Raw genomic sequence first — 22,410 nt, forward strand, 5'->3', positions numbered from 1 at the left:
ATGAACACACAGGAACAGCAGCAACAGCAGCAACAACAGCAGATGCAGGTGTCGCAATCGAAGCTGCCGGACGAAGCGTTCATCCCGACGGAGCACCCGAACATACCGAGCGAACGCCAGTTCGTGCTGAAGTCGGGCAACACGTTCGCCGTCTACGATGCGAACGGCGATATCCGCGGCGACGACGACGGCCTCTTCGTCAACGACACGCGCGTGCTGTCGGAGCTCGTGCTGACGTTCGGCGGACGCGCGCCGTCGCTGCTTTCGGGCAGCGTATCGAGCGACAACGCCGTCTTTACCGCGCACCTGACCAACCGCCCGCTGCCGCCCATCGGCGGAGCACGCACGCCGGAAGGCGTAATCCACGTCGAACGCAAGCGCGTGCTGTCGGGGCATGTGCTGCACGAGAGCATCGTGCTGACGAACTACGGCACGGAGCCGTCCACCGTGCCGCTGTCGATCTCCTTCAAGGCCGACTTCCTCGACATGTTCGAGGTTCGCGGCGCGATACGTGGCAAGCGCGGGGCTTTGCGTCCGCCGGTCGTCGAGAACGGCGAGGTCGTGTTGCGCTATGTCGGCCTCGACGAGGTGGAGCGCACGGCGCGCATCCAGTTCACGCCCGCGCCGGACGTGCTTTCGCCCACCCGCGCCGACTACGCGCTGCATATCCAGTCCGAAACGGCCATTTCCGTGTATCTCTCGGTGACGGCCGTGACGCACGCGCTCTCGGACGCCAGCGAGCAAAGCAAGCGCAACGCCGCGGAAGCGGCCGAATGCGCGCCCGAATCGGGCCGTCCCGCGATCCGCGACGCGCTCGTGGAGGCGCATCGCCGCATGCGCGACCGGCGCCGCGCGAGCGCGCGCGTGCGTTCGAGCAATCCGCTCTTCAGCGAATGGATCGACCGTTCGCTCGCCGATCTCGGGCTGCTCACCACCGATCTCGAAACCGGCCCTTATCCGTACGCTGGCATTCCGTGGTTCTCGACGGCGTTCGGCCGCGACGCGATCATCACGTCGCTGCAAATGCTCTGGCTGCATCCGACGCTCGCGCGCGGCGTGCTGCGCTTCCTCGCCGCGAATCAGGCGCGTGAAGACTCCGCTTTCCGCGATGCCGAAATCGGCAAGATCATGCACGAGACGCGCAAGAGCGAGATGGCGGCAACCGGCGAAGTGCCGTTCGCGCTCTATTACGGCGGCGTCGACAGCACGCCGCTCTTCATCGTGCTGGCGGGCGCATACGCGGAACGCACCGGTGACACCGCCCTGATCGATGAAATCTGGCCGGCACTGCAGCTCGCAGCGCAATGGGTCGCGCGCCATTGCGACAAGAATCCGCACGGTCTGCTCGACTACCAGCGCGCATCCGAGCACGGTCTGGCGAATCAGGGGTGGAAGGACAGCCAGGATTCGGTCTTCCACGCAGACGGCAAGTTTCCGATCGGCCCGATCTCGCTCGTCGAAGTCCAGGGTTACGCATCGACCGCGTTTTCCACGATGGCGCGTCTCGCCCGCGAGCGCGGGCAAGGCGAGAACGCAAGCGAGTTCGAGCGGCGTGCGCGTCACATTCGCGAGCGTGTCGAAGAGATGTACTGGATGCCGGAGATGGATTTTTACGGCATTGCGCTCGATGGCAAGGGCGAGCTATGCCGCGTGCTGTCGTCGAATGCGGGGCATCTGCTCGCGTTCGATCTCGTCGAACGCGAACGCGGCGAGGCTGTCGCCAAGCAACTCGAATCGGCGCTCTTTCACACGGGCTGGGGCGTGCGGACGCTTGCGGCGGGGCAGCCGCGCTTCAATCCGATGTCGTATCACAACGGCTCGGTATGGCCGCACGACACCGCGCTCTGCGCACGCGGCCTCGCGCGCTACGGCGATCGCGGCGCGGCCGTGGGACTGCTGCAGTCGCTGTTCGAAGCCGCCGTCACGTTCGACATGCGTCTGCCGGAGCTTTTCTGCGGATTCACGCGCCAACGCGGCGAACGGCCGATCGCCTATCCGGTCGCGTGTCTGCCGCAGGCGTGGGCGGCGGGCGCGCCTTTCATGATTCTGGAAGCGTGTCTCGGCGTGACCGTCGACGCCGTCAAGGAAGAAGTGCGTATCGACCGGCCGGAGTTGCCCGAAGGCATCGACTGGCTCGAAATCGGCGATCTGCGGCTCGGCGACAAGACCGCGACGATCACGTTCCGGCGCGTCGGCGGGCAGGTCATTCCGTCCGTCGAAGGCGACGTCAGGGTCGTGGCCGTTCTGTAACGTCGACGACGCACGGCGCCGACCAAGCGCCGTGCGACCGGTCCGCGCTTATACCGCGACGCTGCCCACGTAATTTTCGGCGAGGGCGGTGGCGGCCGCGCGCGATGTCGTCACATGTTCGAGTTCGGCCACCTGCAGGCGCTGCTCGAACGGCGACGTATCGTCCAGCTTGTGCAGCATGCGCGTCATCCACCACGAGAAATGCTCGGCGCGCCAGACGCGCTTCAATGCCGTTTCCGTATAGTGGCTGAGCTTCTCGCCGTTGCCTTCCTGATAGAAATCGAGAAGCGCGGCGTTCAGTACGCGCACGTCCGACACGGCGAGGTTCAGGCCCTTCGCGCCTGTCGGCGGCACGATATGCGCTGCGTCGCCCGCGAGGAACAGCTTGCCCGACTGCATCGGCGTGGACACGAAGCTGCGCATCCCGACGATGTTCTTCTGGAAGATCTTGCCTTCGGTGATCTGCCAGCCATCGGCGGTATCGACGCGTGCGTGCAGTTCGGCCCAGATGCGGTCGTCGGACCAGGCATCGACCGTATCTTTCGGATCGCACTGGAAGTACATGCGCTGCACGCCCGGCGAGCGCGTGCTGATGAGCGCGAATCCGCGATCGTGCCGCGCGTAGATGAGTTCATCGGAGGAGGGCGGCGCTTCGACCAAAATGCCGAACCAGCCAAACGGATAGATGCGCTGATAATCCTGCCGCACCGCTTCGGGAATCGACTGTCGCGAAACGCCCTGCGAACCGTCGCAGCCGATGATGAAGTCGCATTCGAGTTCTTCGTCGCGGCCTTCGTGCTGATACTTGATGCGCGGCTTGCGATCGCTGCCATCCTGAAAGTCGTGCAGCGACACATTCGACACGTTGAACTTCAGCTCGCCGTTCGCCGCGAGCCGCGCCGCGACCAGATCCTTGATGACTTCGTGCTGCGCGTAGACCGTGATCGAGTGACCTGTGAGCTCGGTCAGCGCGATACGGCGGCGCTGGCCTTCGAACGCGAGCTCGAAACCGTGGTGCAGCGCGCCTTCGGCCTGCATGCGCGCGCCGAGACCGGCCTGAGTGAGCGTGTCCATCGTGCCTTGTTCGAGCACGCCGGCGCGAATCGTCGATTCGATGTCGTTCTGGCTGCGCGCTTCGAGCACGACCGATTCGATGCCGCGCAAATGAAGCAGGTGCGAGAGAAGAAGCCCGGCCGGGCCCGCGCCGACGATGCCGACTTGAGTACGCATGATTGTCTCCGTGAGGCAGTGGTGATGTTGTGCGTACAGTGTCGGCAGAGCGGCCTTATGCCGCAACGCGATAGGGAGGATAAGAACTATCTGATTCGGAGATAAAGCCCCTAAAACGCGGGAAAATCGCCTGAAGTACGGGTAAATCCCTAGCCGGCGCGGGCCGGTCGCCCGCGCCGGACGGCCTTACTCCGCCGCTTCCTCCTTCAACTGATTACGCCGATATTCGCCCTGGCGCGTGAGCATCCAGCCGGGATATTCCGACGGCAACTGGCTCACCTCATCGAGCGCGGCGAGTTCGTCTTCGTTGAGACGCACGTTGGTCGCCGCGATGTTGTCGTCGAGCTGCTCGATCCGTTTCGCGCCGATGATCACGCTCGACACGACCTTCTGATGCAGCAGCCAGGCAAGGGCGATCTGCGCGACCGATACACCCTTGGATTCCGCGATGCGGCGCATCACGTCGACGCAGTCGTACGCGCGTTCGACATTGACCGGCGGGAAGTCGAACTTGGTGCGCCGGCTGCCTTCTTCCTTGCCGCCTTCGCGCGTGAACTTGCCCGAAAGCAGGCCGCCCGCGAGCGGACTCCAGACCATCAGCCCGACGTTCTCGCTTTGCAGCAGCGGCACGATTTCGCGTTCCAGATCGCGGCCAGCGACCGTGTAATACGCCTGAAGCGACTCGAAACGCGCAAGACCGAGACGCTCGGAAATACCGAGCGCCTTCATGATCTGCCACGCCGCCCAGTTCGAAACGCCGATGTAACGCACGTGTCCATGCTGCACGAGATTATCGAGTGCGCGCAGCGTTTCCTCGATCGGCGTCGCCGGATCGAAACCGTGAATCTGGTACAGATCGACGTGATCGAGCTGCAGCCGCTTCAGGCTCGCCTTCACGCCATCGATGATGTGATAGCGCGACGCGCCGCGCGAATTCACGCCCTTGGTGCCGGTCTCGCCAAGGATTTTCGTCGCGACGACCACGTTTTCGCGCGGCACGTTGAGGTTCTTCAGCGCCTGGCCGGTGATGATTTCGGATCGGCCGTCGGCGTAGACGTCGGCGGTGTCGATGAAATTGATGCCCGCATCGAGCGAACGGCCGATCAGCTTGTCGGCTTCCGCCTGCTGCAACTGACCGATGTTGTCCCAGATTCCGCCCGTTCCGCCGCCGAAGGTCATCGTGCCCAAGCACAGCTCCGAGACGAAAAGACCGGTGTTGCCGAATTTCCTGTAACGCATGGTTGCTCCCGAGTGACTGGAATGGCGCGGCATCGCACGACCTTCACGACAGGGTCCACGCCGGCAATGCAGTATCGTCCCGGCGCGCGGCGGGTTCATAGCCTGATCCTGTTCAATCCTTGCCTGTTCCTGCAAACGCTGGGGGCGCGCGCGAGCAATCACGCGCTCGCGCGAGTAAGCTAACCAGACTTCTCCCATCTTGAAAATGGTCCGCAAACCATGGCTCTGAACGACACGCCCGGCTTCGCCGGAAAAGAAAGTCATGACCAGCCGAAAGAAACGCGTCATGACGCCGCGCTGGATCAGGCGCGCCTCGATCTCGTCGCGCTGCTCGACCGTTTCACCATCGGTTGCGAAGGCTCGGTCGAGACGCCGGTGCCGGGGCTGTTCCTGCATCGGATCATGAATCCGGGCGGCCCGAAGCACGGCATCCAGACGCCCGCGCTCGCGCTCATCGCGCAGGGCAGCAAGCGCCTCATGGTCGGCGACGAGGTCTATATCTACGATCCGATGCACTATCTGGTGTCGTCGGTGGATCTGCCGGTGTGCGGGCAGGTGTCGGTGGCGAGCGAGTCCGAGCCGTATCTCGGCATGCGGCTCGATCTCGATGTCGACGAAATCACGTCGCTGATCCAGGACGAAAGCCTGCCGCCCGCGACGCAGACCGACGCCTCGCGCGGTCTCTACGTGAACCGCCTCGGCAACTCGATGCTCGATGCCGTGTTGCGCCTTTTGCGGCTCGTCGACACGCCCGAGGACGTGCCGATCCTCGCGCCGCTCGTCAAGCGCGAAATCCTGTATCGCCTGCTGATGAACGGCTCCGGCGCGCGTCTGCGGCAGATCGCGCTGCAGGACAGCCAGACGCAGCGCATCGCGAAGGCCATCCAGTTGCTGCGCCAGCATTTCGACCAGCCGCTGCGCGTGGAGGACATCGCGCGGGACGTGCACATGAGCGTGTCGTCGCTGCATCATCATTTCAAGGCGGTGACGGCGATGAGCCCGCTGCAATACCAGAAGCAGCTGCGGCTTCAGGAGGCGCGCCGCCTGATGATGCTCGATATCGTCGATGCCGCCACCGCCGCGCATCGCGTGGGCTATGAAAGCGCATCGCAGTTCAGCCGCGAGTACAGCCGGCTTTTCGGTGCGCCGCCGTTGCGCGACACCCGCCGCTGGCGCGACGCGACGGCCGCCGCCGCGGGGGCCTGAGCACCGAAATTTCAACGAAGCACTGGCCGAGCGCGCGCGAATGGTCTTGAATGGATTGCCGACAGGCGATGCGACGGCGCTGCCGCATCGATTTATTTCATCGTCCGCGGAATAGTGCAGCGCTTCCGAACGTTCTACGGATACTTCTACAACAAGGAAGATGAAATGAAGAAGCGTATCCAGATGTTCGTCGCTGCCGCAACCGTCGCTACCGCTTTTGCTTCGCTCGCGTCATCCGCGCATGCTGCGGCGCCGAAAGAATCGAACGGCATGTTCGTCGATGAAAACGGCATGACGCTCTACACCTTCGACAAGGACACGAAAGGCGGCCCGAGCGCGTGCAGCGGCGGCTGTGCGCAGGCCTGGCCCGCCGCGATGGCGAGCGACTCCGACAAGCCGAGCGGGAAATGGACCATGGAATCCGCCGACGGCGGCAAACAGTGGGCCTATGACGGCAAGCGCGTCTATCGCTTCGCGAAGGACACGAAGCCCGGCGACAAGAACGGGGACAATTTCCGCGATGTCTGGCACGTCGTGAAGCCCTGAGCGCCTTCGCATCGATGCGGGCTCGCGGAATAAATCGGCGAGTCCGCCAGTCTTTCAATCAACAGGTAACGACCATGAAACGATCGATCGGCGTGACGGCGCTCCTGATCGCGCTCGGGCTCGCGCTCGGCACAGCGGGCTGCGCGAGCGGTACGCAAAGTGCGCCGCCTTCTTCTGGCGCGCCGAGCGGACCTGCCGGCGGAGGCAGCTACTGATGGCGAACGCCTCCGGCTCGCCCCGCACGCAAGAGGACGCACGGTCTTGAGCTTCGAGAGCGATCTTCTCGCGCATCTGCCGCAGTTGCGCCGCTACGCGCGCGCGCTGACGGGCGATCGCGCCTGGGCCGACGATCTCGTGCAGGACGCGACCGAGCGCGCGCTCAATCGCGCCCGGTCGTTTCATGCGGGCACGAACTTGCGCGCGTGGCTGTTCACGATCATGCGCAATCTGTATATCGACCAGTTGCGCGGTCGCCGCGATATCGCCGTCGACGACGAAAGCGCGCCCTGGCGGCAGATGGCCGCGCCGCGCGGGGAAGTCGACGGCCTCGTGCTGCGCGATGTGCAGCGCGCGCTGTACTGTCTGCCGGTCGAGCAGCGCGAAGTGATGCTGCTCGTGTGTGTCGAGGAAATGAGTTATCAGGAGGCGTCCGTGGTGTTGAATGTGCCGACCGGAACCGTGATGTCGCGCTTGTCGAGAGCGCGGGAGCACATGCGCGTTCTGCTCGGCGAGGAATCGGGCCGCAAGGCGTCGCCTTCGTCGCTGAAAGTGGTGAGCCGCTCATGACCAATCAAGACCGTCCATCCGAAGGCGGCGACCGTATGGGGCCGCCCAAACCCGATCGCGATCTGCAGGCGCTGTCCGCCTTTATCGACGACGAACTTCCCGGCAATGAGCGCGATGCCGTGGCCGAACGCGTCGCGGGCGATCCCGCGAGCGAGGCGACCGTCGCCGCGTATCGTGCGCAGGACAATGCGTTGCGCGCGCTCTTCGCCGATCAGAGCGAGCCGCAGATCGTGCGTCTGCGGCCGCGCTCGCGCGAGCGTTATCTGATCGCGGCAGGCTTCATGGCCGTCGGGGTCGCGTGCGGATTCCTGTTGCAGATGCTCCTGCCCGCGCTCGGCGACAAGCCGCGCTTCGCGGAACGCGCGGATATCGCGTATGCCGTGTACGCGCCCGAGCAGCGGCACGCGGTGGAAGTGGCGGCGTCGCAGCAAGATCATCTCGTCACCTGGCTCTCGAAGCGGCTGAATCGCGCGGTGACGATTCCGTCGCTGGCCGAGTACGGATTTCAGCTCGTCGGCGGACGCCTGTTGCCGGACGAAGAGGGTCCGGCCGCGCAGTTCATGTATCAGAACGCGGCGGGCGAGCGCCTCACGCTCTACATGACGACCGCCACGATCAGGCGCAACGACAGCAAGATCCGCACGCTGAAGGACGGACAACGCACCACGTTCTATTGGGCGTGGAATCGCGTCGGCTATGCGCTTTCGGGGCAGATCGGCGAGGAAAAGCTGCAGGCAATCGCCTATGACACCTGCAAGGAGCTGGGCGGCGATCCGAAGAACTGGTGAGCCGGGAATCGATAAAAAGGCCGCAACGATGCGTGATCGTTGCGGCCTTTCTCATGCGCGATCGTGCTTATCGATAGCGATGCGGCGGAGGCGGCGCGACATGGTGATGATGGCGTTCCCATTCCTGACGCTGCCAGTAACGATGACCGTCCCAGTAGCGCTCGCCATGCCAGCCGACCGTCACGCGATGCGTGGGACCGTGGTGAACGTCCGCCGACGCCGCGTTTGCGAGACCCATGCCCAGCGCGGCGGCAAGGGAAGCGATCAACAGGCTTTTCTTCGTCTTGTTCATGATGTGTGCTCCTTGGTCGTTTGCCTGGCGGTGAAACCGCGAGTCGATTGGTCGCAGTTCGGCCAAACTTTGGCGTGTGGTTCAGGACCGGCTTATCAACGGTAGTAATCGTGATGATGGTGATAACCGCCGCCGTCCGGCACGACGATGCAGCCCGATAGCGCGCTACCCAACAACACGCTCAACGCTGCAAGGATCGCTAGTTTCTTCATGGGTTTCTCCGTGTGAATCCATGGAGACCAATTTAGCGGTTCGCAAAATGACAAGCCGTGTTCGTTTGTAAGCAAACGTGTAATCTGAAATATTCGCGACGGGCGTCTACAAGCTCCGTCGTGCGCCGTTGTACGGCGGATGCAGGACGCGCTATTCTGAACTCCGATTCGAAATGTCGGAGTGAACATGTCTCACATCAGCACGGGCGTCGAGTACGCGCTGCACTGCATGCTGTATCTCGCGGAGCCGCCACACGGCGTGCGCGAGGCGAGCGTGCGCGATCTGGCGGAATTGCAGGGCGTGCCTGCGGAATACGTCGCGAAGCTCTTCACGAAGCTGCACAAGGCGGGACTCGTCGTCGCGACGGAAGGGGCGCGCGGAGGTTTCGCGCTCGCGCGTCCGTCGAAGGAAATCAGCGTGCTCGATGTCGTCGACGCAATCGACGGCGACAAGCCTCTCTTCGAATGCAGGGAGATTCGCGCGCGCTGCGCCGTGTTCGGCGACGACGCGCCGCCTTGGGCGACGAGCGGCGTATGCGCGGTTCACGCGGTGATGAAGAACGCCGAAAAGCGCATGCGTGAAGCGCTCGCGGCGGATCGGCTGGCGGATCTCTCCGGGCGCATGCATGCGAAAGCGCCGCGCACGTTCGGGCCGCAGGTCGTCAAATGGCTCGGCGGGCGCACGGACCAGCGCCGCGCGGCCAAGCGCTGAAAGACTTTAGCGGACGATCTTCGGCTTCATGTTCGGCGTGAGCGATACGCCGACCACATGTCCGGCGCGCACGCCGCAGCGGCTATCTACGCGCGTCCATTGCTCCTTGCCGCGCGCCTTCGCGAACGCGCGCATCACGATGACCTGATCGACCGGAATCGGGTTGCCGACACTGAAGATCGTAGTATCGTCGTCGATCTTCGCGGAGAGCACGCGGCGGTCGGGCACGATGAGCGTGTCGTACTTCGGCGCGTTCTCCACCCAGCGATCGAATGCGGCGACACATTGCGCGACGGCATCCGGCACGTGAAGCCTCGTCAGATACGAATAATCCTCGGGCACGTCCGGCGTTTCCTGCGCCTGGACGAGCTGAAACATCGACGCCGACAAAGCGAGCGCGGCCAGGGCGGGCGCAAGAATGTTCTTCATGCGATGGGCGATGAAAAGGGCGTTCGGAGATGTTCGGGCAGAGCGCGGATCGCCGGAGCACGGATCGCGTGAATGGCGCTGAACGTGCGGTGCGCGCGCCTGCGCAGGAATGGCGCGAAGTATACCGTGTGACGTTTTGTGACGTCGAGCGATTCGCGCAGGTCGAATGCCGATCGAAAGCCTCGCCCGCAGCGATGTATCCTTTGATGCCGATAAACACGCGAACGAGGTGCCCAATGAAAGCGGTGCGATGGTCGCAACAAGACGGCTCAGGGCTCGAGCATCTCGTTCTCGATGAGACGCGCGATGGTATCGTGATCGAAAGCGCGGTCGTGGGCGAAGACGAAGCGCGTGCCTTCGGTCTCGTGTATCGCATCGAATGCGATGCGCGCTGGCAAGTGACGCGGCTCGCGCTGAAGCTCGCGGGCGGCGCATCGCTCGATCTGCATCGCAGGGACGGCGACAACGGCGACGCGCACGCATGGACCGATGCGAACGGCGAGCCGCTCGAGGCGCTGCGCGGCTGTATCGACGTGGACATCACCGCGACGCCTTTCACCAACACGCTGCCCATCCGCCGCCTGAAACTCGAACGCGGCGAACGGCGCGTGATTCGCGTCGCCTATGTGCGCGTGCCCGAGCTCGGCGTGAGCGCGGTGGAGCAGGCTTATACGTGCATCGAGCCGGATTGTCGCTATCGTTACGAAGGGCTCGACACGGGCTTCACGGCGGATATCACCGTCGACGAAGACGGCCTCGTGATCGACTATCCCGGCCTCTTCACGCGCATCCGGCGATAATACGCAGACATTCGCCTCAACCGATTTCCACTATGACCGACACGACTTCCCCCCGGCTCACGAGCCTGTCCCACGGCGGCGGCTGCGGCTGCAAGATCGCGCCCGGCGTGCTCGCCGACCTGCTCAAGCGCGCGACGCCGCTGCCCGCGTTCCCGAATCTTCTGGTCGGCAACGACACCGCCGACGATGCCGCCGTCTACAAGCTCAACGACGAGCAGGCGATCGTCGCGACGACGGACTTCTTCATGCCGATCGTCGACGATCCATTCGACTTCGGCCGCATCGCCGCGACCAACGCGCTCTCCGACGTCTACGCGATGGGCGGCAAGCCGATTCTCGCGCTCGCGCTCGTCGGCATGCCGATCAACGTGCTGCCGCATGAAGTCATCGCGCAAGTGCTGAAGGGCGGCGAAGCGGTGTGCGCGGAAGCGGGCATTCCGGTGGCGGGCGGCCATTCGATCGATTCCGTCGAGCCGATCTACGGGCTTGCGGCGCTCGGCATCGTGCATCCGTCGCGCGTGAAGCGCAACGCGGCCGCGCGCCCGGGCGACGTGCTCGTGCTCGGCAAGCCGCTCGGCGTCGGCGTGCTGTCGGCGGCGCTGAAGAAGGACAAGCTCGACGCGGCGGGCTACAGGGCGATGATCGACGCGACCACCAAGCTCAATCGTCCCGGCGCGGAACTGGCGCAACTCGACGCCGTGCACGCGCTCACCGATGTCACCGGTTTCGGCCTGCTCGGTCACACGCTCGAACTCGCGCGCGGCGCGCAACTGACGGCGCGCATCCGTTACGCCGATCTGCCGTGGCTGCCGCAGGTGCGCGAATTCGTGCGCGCGGGCATCTACACGGGCGCGTCGGGACGCAACTGGAGCGCGTATGGCGACCACATCTCGTTGAACGTCGAAGGCAAGGAAGGTGAGGAGGCCCGCGCCTTGCTGACCGATCCGCAGACCTCGGGCGGCCTGCTCGTGTCGTGCGCCCCGCATGCCGTGAACGACGTGCTCGCGATCTTCCGCGCGGACGGCTTTCACGACGCGACGATCATCGGCGAAATGGTGGACGGCCGGGGCCACGTCGACGTCAGCTAAACAAACTCGAAACGCATGAAGGAAGAATCCCCGAAAGCCATTTTCTACGCGCTCGCCGCGAATTTCGGCATCGCCGTCTGCAAGTTCGGGGCGGCTGCCTTCACCGGCTCGGGCGCGATGTTCGCCGAAGCCATCCATTCCACGGCCGATTGCGGCAACCAACTGTTGCTGCTCTTTGGCCTGAAGCGCGCGCAGGCGCCCGCGAACGCGCTGCATCCGCTCGGCTCCGGGCGCGAAATCTATTTCTACGCGCTCATCGTCGCGCTGCTGCTGTTCTTCGTCGGCGGAGCGTTCTCTGTGTACGAGGGCGCGCATCGGTTGATGCATCACGAGCCGTTGTCGAACCCGATCGTCGCGCTCGTGATTCTCGGCATCTCCGTCGTGCTCGAAGCCTTTTCGCTCGCGGGCGCGATCCGCGAAATCCGCAAGGGCGCGCCGAACAAAACCTTATGGCGATGGTTTCGCGAAACGCGCGAATCGGAATTGCTCGTCGTCGCCGGCGAGGACGTCGCGGCGCTGCTCGGCCTTGCGATCGCGTTCGCCGCCGTGCTCATGACGATGCTCACCGGCAACCCGGCCTACGACGCCGCCGGCTCGATCGGCGTCGGCGTGCTGCTGATGATCATCGCGTTTCTCGTTGCGCGTGAAGTGAAGTCGATGATCGTCGGCGAATCGGCGAGCCCGGAAGTACGCAAGGCGATCGACGCGCACTTGCGCACGCGCCCGGAAATCACGCGCATCATCAGCCTCATTACGCTGCAATGGGGCAAGCACGTCGTGGTGGCGGTGCAGGCCGAAATGATCGATTACGCCAGCGGCCGCGCGATGATCGATGCGATCAACATCATCGAAGACGATCTGCAGCGCGCCTTTCCGCAAGTGCGCTGGGTGTTCTTCGAACCCGACGTAGCACGCGATCGCGGCGAGCCGACGGCCGCCTGAGGCGAGGGCAGGCCAGGAGCGCGGCGTGCTACGGCTTTCAGGGTCGTCCGGGACCGCTCCTGCCGCGCGGACGTCATCGCGCTAGCATATGGCGTGCGCGTCGTCCGCATCGAGTCCCTGAAATTCTGTGATCTTCATCCGACCCATGCGCAAATTGCTCCTTGCAGTGCTGCTCGTCGCCGTGGCGAGCGTTCTCCCGATCTTTTCCCAGTCCTCCTTCGCCGCAGCCGCTTCCCCGCAGCACGCGTCGCAGCCGGCGGTCGCGCTGACGCCGCAGCAGGCGCGCGATGCGCTTGCCGTGCTCAACGATCCCGCGCGCCGTTCGCAAGTCGCGGATACGTTGCGCGCGATCGCCGCGGCAGGCGCGCTGGCCGCGCCCGCGAGCGCGCCGCAGGCGGCATCGTCCGCGGCGCCGGCATCGGGCGCATCGGGCGTGCTCGCGCATTCGTTGACCGCGAATGGGCTCGCGTCGCAATTGTCGCGGCAGGCGGGGCACTGGCTCGTCGAGATCGGCGCGGGGCTGCGGCATTCGACCGTCGCGCTGCTCGATTTCGGCTCCGTGATTTCGTGGTGGCGCGACCGTACGTCGAGCGACGCGGGGCGCGCGCTCATCGGCCATGTCATGTGGACCGTGCTGGCCTCGCTGATTCCCGCGTTGCTGCTCGAATTCTTGTGCTTGCGCCTGCTGAAGCGCCCGCGCGCCCGGATCGCGGCACGCGGCGTCGCCGATGCTGAGGAGCAGGATCCCGACCTCGTGCGCGAACAGCACGCCGCCGAGCGCGCGGAAGACGCCGCCGCGCAAACCGGCGACGCCACCGCGATGCATCTCGCCGAGCGCAAGGCGGACACCGCGCGCGGCCAGCGTCACGCCGCGCGTCACTGGACGCTGTTGCAGCGCCTGCCGAGCGCGCTCCTGTACGGCTTGCTGTCGCTGGTTCCGCTGATCGTGTTCATCGGCGTGGTGACGTTGCTGATGTCGATCTTCATCGACGACAACACGGCCGAGGCGCGCGTCGCGGGCTCGCTCATCGACGTCTATCTGGCGTGCCGCGCCGTCGTGATCGTGAGCGGCTTTTTCGTCGCGCCGCGTGCGCCCGGACTGCGCCTCATCCAGATGCGCGATGCCGCCGCCGCGTACACGCATCGCTGGGTGCGGCGCATCGTGTGCACCGCGGGCGCGGGCATCGCGCTCGCCAATGCCGGCGAACCGATCGGCCTGTCGGGCGATGCGCGCATCGCGGTGCTGAAGGTCACGCTGCTGATCGTGCATCTGATGATCGCATTCGTGATCTTCCAGAGCCGCAATTCGGTGGCGGAGCGCATCCGGCAGCGCGCGCGTTCGAACCGCTCGGTGAGATTGGTCGGCGCGTGGTTCGCCGATATCTGGGCGGGCGTCGCGATCTTCTTCGTGATCGCGCTGTGGTTCGTGTGGGCGCTCGACGTGCAGAACGGCTACCGCACGCTGTTTCATCTCGGCGGCGTGTCCTTGCTCGTGCTGGTCGGCGCGCGCGTGCTCGCGATCGTCGCGTTCGGCGCGCTCGGCCGCGTTTTCCATCAGAACGACGAAGAGGATCTCGCCGGCGAGTCGATCGCGCGGCGTCGCGCGTATCGCTATTACCCGGCGCTGCGGCGCATCGTGCAGGCGCTGATTTCCGTCATCACCGTGGTCGCGCTGCTGCAGGTGTGGCACGTCGATATCGTGCATTTCTTCACGTCGGGCGGCGTCGGCAACCGGCTCGTGTCGGCGCTCGTCACCATCGTGATCGCGGCCGTGTTCGCCGTGCTCGTGTGGGAAGCGGCGAACATCGTCGTCGAACGGCGGCTCGAACAATGGACCGCGAGCGGCGAGCGTCTGCGCGCCGCGCGCCTGCGCACGCTGCTGCCGATGATGCGTACCGGCCTTTTCATCGTGATCGCGATGGTCGTCGTGCTGACGGGCCTTTCGGAACTCGGCGTGAACACCGCGCCTTTGCTCGCGAGTGCGAGCATCTTCGGCGTGGCGCTCGGCTTCGGCTCGCAGAAGCTCGTGCAGGATCTCATCACAGGCATCTTCCTGCTGATGGAAAACGCGATGCAGGTCGGCGACTGGGTGACGCTCGCGGGCGTGTCGGGCACGGTCGAATATCTGTCGATTCGCACGGTGCGCTTGCGCGGCGGCGACGGCTCGCTCTACACCGTGCCGTTCAGTTCGGTCTCGACGGTGAACAACACGAATCGCGGCATCGGCAATGCAGCGGTGCGCGTCTCGATCGCACTCGGTCAGGACGTCGATCTCGCCATTTCGACGCTGAAGGAAATCGGCGCCGCCTTGCGTGACGACGAAGCGTTCCGCGACGGCATTCTCTCCGACTTCAGTTTCTGGGGCGTCGATGCCGTCGACGGCTCGACCGTCACGCTCGCCGGCCAGATCCAGTGCCGCGACAGCGCGCGCTGGCCGGTGCAGCGCGAGTTCAACCGGCGCATTCTCAACGAGTTCACGGCGCGCGGCATCGAGATCGCGAATCCGCAGCGCAACTTCGTGATCGTGAACGGCGGCAATCAGGAAGGCGGCCCGGAAGGCGTTCAGGACGCGGACGAGGCGGGCGCGGATCAGCGCGGCGAGCCGTCGAAGGCCGCGCAGCATCCGACGGGCGAGGCGGCGGGTTCGGCGAACGTCGCGTCGAACGCGCCGCCGCCGCGGTCATCGCAAAGCGGCACCTGAGTTTTCGGTTAGCGCTCCTATAATCGTGCGGGTTGACCGCGCCCTGGCCGGGCGCGGTCTTCTTTCGAAGGTCGAACCCTTACGAGGATCCGCTCGCCATGAGAAAACTCCGCGCGTCACGATCGATAAAGCTCAGAAAAACCGCCTGTGCGTCACTGTTCGCCGCCGGCCTCGCGACCCTGACAGGTTGCGCGTTCGCCCAGCCATCCGATGACAGCGGCCCCGAAGGCGGCCGCCACGTCAAAGTGATGATCGTCACGATGTTCGGCCCCGAGGGCCAGGTCTGGCTCGACAAGCTCGGTCCGTGGCAGGCGATCAAGGTGCCGGGCCTGTCGCCGGATTATCCCGAGGTCAATTGCAATCGCGACGATGTCTGCGTCATCACGACGGGCATGGGTCACACGAACGCGGCCGCGTCGATGATGGCGCTGGCATTCTCCGACCGCTTCAATCTGCGGCACACGTATTTTCTCGTCGCGGGCATCGCCGGTATCGATCCGAAGCAGGGCACGGTCGGCTCGGCAGCCTGGGCGAAGTATCTCGTCGATTTCGGCATTCAATGGGAACTCGACGCGCGCGAGAAGCCCGCCGACTGGCCTTCGGGTTTCCTCGGCATCAACACGAAAAGTCCGTACGAGAAACCGCCGCTCGACTATCGGACGGAGGCGTTCGCGCTCAATGCATCGCTTGCGGATGCGGCCTTCGCGATCTCGCGCAACGTCACGCTCTCGGACAGCGATCAGGCGAAAGTCGCGCGCGCGAAATTCAACTACGCGCCGGCCAACCAGCCGCCGCGCGTGATCCAGTGCGACACGCTCGCCGGCGATACGTGGTGGTCCGGCAAATATATCGGCGAGCGGGCGAGGGAGTGGACGCGCCTCCTGACCGACGGGCGCGGTGTCTATTGCACGACGCAGCAGGAAGACAACGCGACGTACGAGGCGCTCAAGCGCGCGGCGAGCGTGAAACGGGTGGATCTGTCGCGCGTGGCGGTGCTGCGCGCCGGATCGGACTTCGACCGGCCGTACGAAGGGCAAGCCGCTTCGGACAATCTGCTCAATTACGCCGATCAGGGCGGCTTTGCGCCGGCCATCGAAAACCTGTATCGAACGGGCAATCCATTCATACAGGAGGTTGTTACACATTGGGGCGCCTGGCGCAAAGGCATCCCGCAAAAGTAACGCCACGGCGTTACAAAGCCGGTAACAAGGCCATGTTTCTGGCAGTAACAACTCTGTTACTGCGACCAAGTAACTATTACCTAACCTGCCGCGGATCGGTAATCGCCGATTTCGCGGCATTTTTTTGCTCTTTCACGTCCGATGAATGGCGAATAAAAGCTGGGTCTTGGCGTCAACGGAATCCCGTAAATGCCCGTTATATGGCGCGGAAGGCGATTATTAAGAAAAAAACGAAGCCGCGCCGGGCGGACCTCGCAAACGTTAGACAAATACGCACCGGATCAAAGAATCGGTCAAATTCTCCAGACCGAAAAAATTACCGACCTAAAGTGTTGTTTGCAACAAAATATTATTGAGACACTCTTGCTTTAGGTTCAGACAGTTCTTAGAATCCGTCTCACAGTGGTTGTTACAAGATGTAACGCACTGAAACAAAGATTACGCGGTACGTAGCCGGGCAGAACGAGTCCGGTGAGGCACAAAAAAGACATCGGCAAAAAGCCGGCGGGAAATCGGGGATTTACTGGAAGTTGCAACCATGAACGGTCGCGAAACGCTGGAATCGATCCGGGAAATCAATTTGTCGTACATCATGCTCGCGCAGCGTCTGCTGCGCGAAGACCGCGCCATCGGCATGTTCCGGCTCGGTCTGTCGGCGGAACTCGCCGATCTGCTGTCGGGGCTCACGCTCGCACAGGTCGTCAAGCTCGCGTCGTCGGATAACCTGCTTTGCGCATTCCGCTTCAACGATCACACGATGCTGTCGGCCTTGGTGCAGCCCGCGAAGAACGCGGACATCGCGCCGACGCACGCGGCAATCCTGCTGGCTGGCCAGCCGGCCGAACAGTTCGCTTAAGTGATGACGGAGCGAGCCATGCTGAAGAAGAGCCTCACTGAAGACGCCCAGGAAGTGTTCCGCGCCATCGCGCTGATCGAGCTCGGCGCGCGCATGCAAGTGCTGGAGAGCGAACTCACGCTCTCGCGCGATCGCATGATCCGCCTGTATCGCGAAGTGAAGGGCGTGTCGCCGCCGAAGGGCATGCTGCCGTTCTCGGCCGACTGGTACATGACGTGGCTCGCCAATATCCACGCATCGCTTTTCTATAACACCTATACGTTCCTGAAGAACGAAGCCGGCTGTTCGCATCTCGATGCGTTGACCAAGGGGTATCGGCTGTATCTCGAGCACTGCAACCATAGCGGCGCCGAGGCGGTACTCGATCTTACGCGGGCCTGGACTCTTGTGCGCTTCTTCGACGCGGGCATGCTGCAGATGACGGCTTGCTGCCGCTGCACCGGGAAGTTTGTCGCACACAAACATGATTTGCAGAACAACGTGGTGTGCGGGGCCTGCCAGCCGCCGTCACGCGCGGGGAAGACCAAGAAAGCGGCGGCCGCGAAACAGGCCAGCAAAGAAGCCGCGCTGGAGGTAGTGATGTCGAAGAACGAAGTGCCGGAGCATGCGGAGCACACGGTACTCGCTAACGTAGCGGCAGTAGCGGCGTTACAGCCGCAACGAGCTAGCCTGGTCGCACAGGCTGCTTAGGCGGTAGCGGCCGCCGGCTTTCCTTCCGGGGACTGTCCGCGAGGATGGTGGATGTCCGGCTCGCCGCTACCGCGTTTTACTTCTCGTCCGTTTTCCCGAATCCATAGCCCGGCGCCGATTGGCGTGCCGGGCTTTTTTGTTTTGCCGCCCAGTAAAATGCTTCGATGGCACGCGCTCTCGAAGATAACGGCTTGGCTACCGCACAACAGGGTTTTCTGCTGACTCGTCACTGGCGCGACACCGCGGCAGGGACGGAAGTCGATTTCTGGCTCGCGACCGACGACGGCCCGAGAAAGATCCGCATCGCGACGCAGACGAGCGTCGCGTTCATTCGCGCCGAAGATCGCGCGAAGGCGGAGCCTGTCGTCGCCGGCGTGCGCGACACGTATCTGCGCGAGCTGCCGCTCAAGGACTTCCGTCAAAAGCCGGTGCTCGGGCTTTACTGCCCGCAGTATCGTCAGTTACTCGCGCTCGAAAAGAACCTGAGAAGCGCCGGCGTCAATGTCTTCGAGGCCGATATCCGTCCGCACGAGCGCTATCTGATGGAGCGCTTTATCACGGCGCCGGTGTCGTTCGAAGGCGCGCCGCGCGACGGTTACATTTGCAGCGAACTGAAGCCCGCGCCGGATTACCGGCCGTCGCTGAGCGTCGTGTCGCTCGATATCGAAACGAGCGTGAAGGGCGATCTCTATTCGATCGCGCTCGAAGGCTGCGGCGCGCGTCAGGTGTACATGCTCGGACCGCCGACCGGCGCCGCCGAGCCAGCGGATTTCGCGCTCGACTATTGCGACACCCGCGCCGACATGTTGCGCCGCTTCAACGCGTGGATCGCGCATCACGATCCGGACGCGATCATCGGCTGGAATGTCGTGCAGTTCGACTTGCGCATCCTCCAGCGGCACGCCGACGACTACGGCGTGCCGCTTACGCTCGGCCGCGACGGCGGCACGGTCGAATGGCGCGAGCACGGCATGAAGCGCAATCACTGGTTCGTGTCGATCGCGGGCAGGCTCGTCATCGACGGCATCGAGGCGCTGCGTTCGGCGACGTGGAATTTTCCGTCGTTCAGCCTGGAGTACGTCGCGCAATCGCTGTTAGGCGAGGGCAAGGCCATCGACAGTCCGTACGCGCGCATGGACGAGATCGAGCGGCGCTTTCAGGAAGACAAGCCCGCGCTCGCGCGTTACAACCTGAACGACTGCGAGCTCGTCACGAAAGTTTTCGACAAGACCGAACTGCTGCCGTTTTTGCTGGAGCGCGCGACCGTCACCGGTTTGCAGGCGGATCGCAGCGGCGGATCGGTCGCGGCGTTCACGCATCTGTATATGCCGCGGATGCATCGGCTCGGCTATGTCGCGCCGAATCTCGGCGACGTGCCCGAGGAAGCCAGTCCCGGCGGCTTCGTCATGGATTCGCGTCCCGGTCTCTACGATTCCGTGCTCGTGCTCGATTACAAGAGCCTGTATCCGTCGATCATCCGCACGTTTCTGATCGATCCGGCCGGGCTCGCGCAAGGCATGGCGGCTTCCGACGAGACCGCCACGGTTCCCGGCTTTCGCGGCGCGCGATTTTCACGCGACACGCACTGTCTGCCCGCGATCGTCGCGCAAGTGTGGGAAGCGCGCGAAGCGGCGAAGCGTCAGCGCAACAAGCCGCTGTCGCAGGCGCTGAAGATCATCATGAATTCGTTCTACGGCGTGCTCGGATCGAGCGGCTGCCGCTTTTTCGATCCGCGTCTCGCGTCGTCGATCACCATGCGCGGTCACGAAATCATGCATCGCACGCGCGAGCTGATCGAAGCGCGCGGCTACGGCGTCATCTACGGCGATACGGATTCCACTTTCGTCTGGCTGAGGCGCGCGCGCAGCGAGGAAGACGCGGGGCACATCGGCCGCGCGCTCGTCGCGCATGTCAACGAATACTGGCGCGAGCATTTGCGCGAGACCTTCGGGCTCGACAGCGCGCTGGAATTGCAGTTCGAAACGCATTTCACGCGTTTTCTGATGCCGACGATCCGCGGCACGGAAGAGGGCAGCAAGAAGCGCTACGCCGGCCTCACGACGCGCGCCGACGGCACCGAGGAAATCATCTACAAAGGGCTCGAAACGGTGCGCACCGACTGGACGCCGCTCGCGCAACGCTTCCAGCAGGAGCTTTACCTGCGCGTCTTCAAAGGTGAGGCATACGCGGACTACGTGCGCGATTACGTCGGACGCACGCGGCGCGGCGAGCTGGACGAACTGCTCGTCTATCGCAAGCGCCTGCGCCGCACGCTCGGCGACTATCAGCGTAATGTGCCGCCGCATGTGCGCGCCGCGCGCATCGCCGATGAGTACAACGCGCGTGCCGGACGCCCGCTGCAATATCAGAACGGCGGCTGGATCAGCTATGTGATGACGGCGGCCGGTCCCGAACCGGTGGAAGCGCGCCACGCGCCGATCGACTACGAGCACTACGTCAGCAAGCAGCTTCAGCCGGTCGCGGACGGCATTCTGCCTTTCCTGCGCGACGATTTCACCGCGCTGATGTCCGGTCAGAAAGAGCTGTTCTGAGTTCCGAGTCTAGAAACGCACGCCGAAACCCGCTTCGATGATGTCCGCATCGCGGTCGTAACGCGTGACCATGCGATTCCACGTCACGCGCGCGAGCCATCGATCCGAGAAGCGGTAACTCGCCGACACCGATACGAGACCGGAGAAGCGTCCGTCGCCGGTGCGGTTCTGCGCCAGATCGTCGTTCTGCGTGATCGACAGATACGGCCCCGCGCCGACGCCGAGCGTCAGCTTGTCATTCAAGAACGCGCGCGTCGCCCAGAGTTGCGCGGCAACGCCGTCGCGGCGCGACTGGACGTGGCCGCCTTCGTGCAGATACGACGCGGTGAAGTCGAAGTAACGCCACAATCCGCGCCGATATTCGATGCTCTCCGCCAGATTCGTTTCCGAGTCGGGACTGTTGAGGATCGTCGTGCCGAGCATCACCGTGACTTCGTTGTTGGTGACGTTGGTCATGCGCGACACGGGGCGCGCGCGCGGTCCGCGTCCTTCGGGCGCGTCGAGCTGATAGCCGATGCCGAAGAGCAGCGCGGTCGTGTCGGGACCGCCGAATGCCTGCACGCGATTGAGCTTCATCTCCGCGATCCAGCGGTTGTCGAAGTAATACGCCGCGCGCAGCGTGAACATCGCGCCCCAGCCGTGCGTGTTCGAGTATTCGCCGCCCGACTGCGCCTCGCTCGTATCGAAATAGCGATACGGCCCGGCGCCCGCCGACAATTCCAGCCGCTCGTTCCAGAGCGGCAGGCGTCCCCATAACTGCAGCGCCTGCCCGTCACGGTGATGATCGGGAATATGGCCCTCATTGAGCCAGGAAAAGCTCCAGGCGGCGTAAGGCCCGAGCCCTTCACGATAATTCGCTTCCCACGAATACGTGTTCTGGCTGCTGCTCTGGAGTGCGCCAGCCAGAAACGAAAATTCCTGCGAGTGAGCCGCGCTGCTCGCAATGCCGAGTAGCGCGAAAGCGATCGCGCGAAGGGCCGTTCTGCAATGTCGTTCGTTCTGGGTTCTTGTCATCGGCGAGGTCGGATTCGGAAGGTTCCGGCAACTTTGGTGCGGTCTGTTTCGATGCAGGATACAGACTTAGGAAAACTCCCGCAAAATTCTGACTAATTCCTATTTCCACCGACGGCAAGGGGAAACGTTTGCGCGGAACAATCGCTCGGCATGCGTTCGCAGCCACTCACACGCGGGGTTACGCGTTTCGCGGACCTTGCGTAGATTGAGTTCTCCCAGTGCATTCAGGCAAACGAGGTCAGCGATGGACTCCACCCCAATCGAATATCGAGGCTGTGAGCTTTCGGTCATCGTCCAGCATCGGGCTGGAGAATTCGTCGCGACGCTTCTGATCGAGCGGCCGGGCGGCGTGCGGCGCGCGATCGGGCCGATGCGCGCGTTTGCGACGGCGCAGGCCGCCGCGAACTTCGCGTTCGAATGCGGCAAGGCGGAACTCGACGGCGCATCCGCGATGCGCGCGCCGCGCGTCGCGGTGTCGGGCTGATGCCGTCGCTCAGGCGCCGCTCGTGCGCGGCTCGCCCGAAGTCGCCGCCGCGGCGCCGTCCGGCGTCGCCGGATGCCGCGCGCGATACACCGCGAGCGCGCACACGCTGACCGCAGCGATCGCGACCGGCCCGGCTACCGCTTCGAAAATGCGCGGCGGCAACCAGGGCGCGCCGAGCATCGCGCCGCCCGTGCCGGTGCCCGTCACAAAGAGCGCACTCAGCGACAGCCACGCGAGCGCCGGTTTCCCCGCGAGATGTCCGAACGACGCGAGACTCGACGTCGCGCACACGAACGCCGCCGCGAGCAGCTACTGCGGATTGACAAGAACACGCGCAATAACAAGAACACGCGCAATAGCATCGCTGACCGCGCCGTCGACCCGTCTCAAGAAATGCTGAGAATCGGCCTAT

General features: G+C 64.1%; 23 protein-coding genes. 17 read left to right on the top strand and 6 right to left on the bottom strand.

The genetic code is table 11. The annotated features are described in order from the left end of the window. Positions 1 to 42: 42 nt before the first annotated feature. On the top strand, positions 43 to 2,250 hold the full coding sequence (locus QCE58_RS26200) for an amylo-alpha-1,6-glucosidase (RefSeq protein WP_235366214.1): 2,208 nt from the start codon (positions 43 to 45) through the stop codon (positions 2,248 to 2,250). A gap of 48 nt (positions 2,251 to 2,298) precedes the next feature. Here the strand turns inward: QCE58_RS26200 and QCE58_RS26205 are convergent, their stop codons facing one another. Together QCE58_RS26205 and QCE58_RS26210 are read right to left on the bottom strand one after the other, a co-directional pair. Then, a complete protein-coding gene (locus QCE58_RS26205; RefSeq protein WP_175979325.1) occupies positions 2,299 to 3,480 on the bottom strand; it encodes a 4-hydroxybenzoate 3-monooxygenase in 1,182 nt (393 codons plus the stop codon). 186 nt (positions 3,481 to 3,666) lie between these two features. Then, positions 3,667 to 4,719 (bottom strand): aldo/keto reductase, encoded by a 1,053-nt coding sequence (locus QCE58_RS26210; protein ID WP_250521665.1) that lies wholly within the window; start codon positions 4,717 to 4,719, stop codon positions 3,667 to 3,669. 21 nt (positions 4,720 to 4,740) lie between these two features. On the opposite strand from QCE58_RS26210, the gene QCE58_RS26215 reads away from it, so the two are divergent. The 6 genes from QCE58_RS26215 to QCE58_RS26240 all read left to right on the top strand — a co-directional run bounded on the left by QCE58_RS26215 (position 4,741) and on the right by QCE58_RS26240 (position 8,045). Further along, on the top strand, positions 4,741 to 4,902 hold the full coding sequence (locus tag QCE58_RS26215; protein ID WP_309780491.1) for a hypothetical protein: 162 nt from the start codon (positions 4,741 to 4,743) through the stop codon (positions 4,900 to 4,902). A 36-nt stretch (positions 4,903 to 4,938) separates the two neighbouring features. Beyond that, on the top strand, positions 4,939 to 5,925 hold the full coding sequence (locus QCE58_RS26220) for an AraC family transcriptional regulator (RefSeq protein WP_008353388.1): 987 nt from the start codon (positions 4,939 to 4,941) through the stop codon (positions 5,923 to 5,925). 165 nt (positions 5,926 to 6,090) lie between these two features. After that, positions 6,091 to 6,471: a lipoprotein gene (locus QCE58_RS26225; RefSeq protein ID WP_033536167.1), complete on the top strand. Its 381-nt coding sequence runs from the start codon at positions 6,091 to 6,093 to the stop codon at positions 6,469 to 6,471. Positions 6,472 to 6,545: 74 nt separating this feature from the next. Beyond that, the gene (locus tag QCE58_RS26230) at positions 6,546 to 6,686 is read left to right on the top strand and encodes a hypothetical protein (RefSeq protein ID WP_160172887.1); all 141 of its coding nucleotides are present in this window, start codon (positions 6,546 to 6,548) and stop codon (positions 6,684 to 6,686) included. A gap of 46 nt (positions 6,687 to 6,732) precedes the next feature. Then, positions 6,733 to 7,257 carry an RNA polymerase sigma factor gene (locus QCE58_RS26235; protein WP_008353386.1) on the top strand — a complete coding sequence of 175 codons (525 nt, stop codon included), beginning with the start codon at positions 6,733 to 6,735 and terminating at the stop codon, positions 7,255 to 7,257. Beyond that, entirely contained in the window at positions 7,254 to 8,045 is a 792-nt protein-coding gene (locus tag QCE58_RS26240) for an anti-sigma factor (protein ID WP_175979328.1), read from the top strand. Before QCE58_RS26235 ends, QCE58_RS26240 begins: the two co-directional genes overlap by 4 nt. 67 nt (positions 8,046 to 8,112) lie before the next feature. Here the strand turns inward: QCE58_RS26240 and QCE58_RS26245 are convergent, their stop codons facing one another. Continuing rightward, positions 8,113 to 8,337 carry a hypothetical protein gene (locus QCE58_RS26245; protein ID WP_008353384.1) on the bottom strand — a complete coding sequence of 75 codons (225 nt, stop codon included), beginning with the start codon at positions 8,335 to 8,337 and terminating at the stop codon, positions 8,113 to 8,115. 399 nt (positions 8,338 to 8,736) lie between these two features. On the opposite strand from QCE58_RS26245, the gene QCE58_RS26250 reads away from it, so the two are divergent. Then, complete coding sequence (locus QCE58_RS26250; RefSeq protein ID WP_008353382.1) at positions 8,737 to 9,261, top strand: Rrf2 family transcriptional regulator; 525 nt, start codon at positions 8,737 to 8,739, stop codon at positions 9,259 to 9,261. A 6-nt stretch (positions 9,262 to 9,267) separates the two neighbouring features. Here QCE58_RS26250 and QCE58_RS26255 read toward each other — a convergent pair whose 3' ends face one another. Continuing rightward, a complete protein-coding gene (locus QCE58_RS26255) occupies positions 9,268 to 9,690 on the bottom strand; it encodes a BspC domain-containing protein (RefSeq protein ID WP_008353380.1) in 423 nt (140 codons plus the stop codon). A 236-nt stretch (positions 9,691 to 9,926) separates the two neighbouring features. Between QCE58_RS26255 and QCE58_RS26260 the strand changes: the two genes are divergently transcribed. The 8 genes from QCE58_RS26260 (at position 9,927) to QCE58_RS26295 (ending at position 20,500) form a co-directional block, all read left to right on the top strand. Further along, positions 9,927 to 10,490 (top strand): putative glycolipid-binding domain-containing protein, encoded by a 564-nt coding sequence (locus QCE58_RS26260; protein WP_175979330.1) that lies wholly within the window; start codon positions 9,927 to 9,929, stop codon positions 10,488 to 10,490. A 32-nt stretch (positions 10,491 to 10,522) separates the two neighbouring features. Next, on the top strand, positions 10,523 to 11,578 hold the full coding sequence (gene selD, locus QCE58_RS26265) for a selenide, water dikinase SelD (protein ID WP_250521666.1): 1,056 nt from the start codon (positions 10,523 to 10,525) through the stop codon (positions 11,576 to 11,578). 15 nt (positions 11,579 to 11,593) lie between these two features. Next, a complete protein-coding gene (locus QCE58_RS26270) occupies positions 11,594 to 12,520 on the top strand; it encodes a cation diffusion facilitator family transporter (protein WP_175979332.1) in 927 nt (308 codons plus the stop codon). Between the two features lie 145 nt (positions 12,521 to 12,665). After that, the gene (locus tag QCE58_RS26275) at positions 12,666 to 15,221 is read left to right on the top strand and encodes a mechanosensitive ion channel domain-containing protein (RefSeq protein WP_250521667.1); all 2,556 of its coding nucleotides are present in this window, start codon (positions 12,666 to 12,668) and stop codon (positions 15,219 to 15,221) included. A gap of 98 nt (positions 15,222 to 15,319) precedes the next feature. Beyond that, positions 15,320 to 16,402, top strand: a complete 1,083-nt coding sequence (locus tag QCE58_RS26280) for a purine nucleoside permease (protein ID WP_033536139.1) — start codon at positions 15,320 to 15,322, stop codon at positions 16,400 to 16,402. 538 nt (positions 16,403 to 16,940) lie between these two features. Beyond that, positions 16,941 to 17,258 (top strand): flagellar transcriptional regulator FlhD, encoded by a 318-nt coding sequence (gene flhD / locus QCE58_RS26285; protein ID WP_008353371.1) that lies wholly within the window; start codon positions 16,941 to 16,943, stop codon positions 17,256 to 17,258. Positions 17,259 to 17,276: 18 nt separating this feature from the next. After that, positions 17,277 to 17,948 carry a flagellar transcriptional regulator FlhC gene (flhC, locus tag QCE58_RS26290; protein WP_008353370.1) on the top strand — a complete coding sequence of 224 codons (672 nt, stop codon included), beginning with the start codon at positions 17,277 to 17,279 and terminating at the stop codon, positions 17,946 to 17,948. A 164-nt stretch (positions 17,949 to 18,112) separates the two neighbouring features. Beyond that, positions 18,113 to 20,500, top strand: coding sequence for a DNA polymerase II (locus tag QCE58_RS26295; protein WP_250521668.1), 2,388 nt, complete (start codon positions 18,113 to 18,115; stop codon positions 20,498 to 20,500). A gap of 9 nt (positions 20,501 to 20,509) precedes the next feature. On the opposite strand, the gene QCE58_RS26300 is transcribed toward QCE58_RS26295, so the two are convergent. Further along, positions 20,510 to 21,514 (bottom strand): hypothetical protein, encoded by a 1,005-nt coding sequence (locus QCE58_RS26300; protein WP_250435756.1) that lies wholly within the window; start codon positions 21,512 to 21,514, stop codon positions 20,510 to 20,512. 244 nt (positions 21,515 to 21,758) lie between these two features. On the opposite strand from QCE58_RS26300, the gene QCE58_RS26305 reads away from it, so the two are divergent. Further along, positions 21,759 to 21,998 (top strand): hypothetical protein, encoded by a 240-nt coding sequence (locus QCE58_RS26305; protein ID WP_008353367.1) that lies wholly within the window; start codon positions 21,759 to 21,761, stop codon positions 21,996 to 21,998. A 9-nt stretch (positions 21,999 to 22,007) separates the two neighbouring features. Here the strand turns inward: QCE58_RS26305 and QCE58_RS26310 are convergent, their stop codons facing one another. Further along, a complete protein-coding gene (locus QCE58_RS26310) occupies positions 22,008 to 22,289 on the bottom strand; it encodes a hypothetical protein (protein ID WP_250440603.1) in 282 nt (93 codons plus the stop codon). Positions 22,290 to 22,410: the final 121 nt, after the last annotated feature.

Origin of the sequence: Caballeronia sp. LZ028, assembly GCF_031451415.1 — a bacterium.
Lineage (GTDB): Bacteria > Pseudomonadota > Gammaproteobacteria > Burkholderiales > Burkholderiaceae > Caballeronia > Caballeronia zhejiangensis.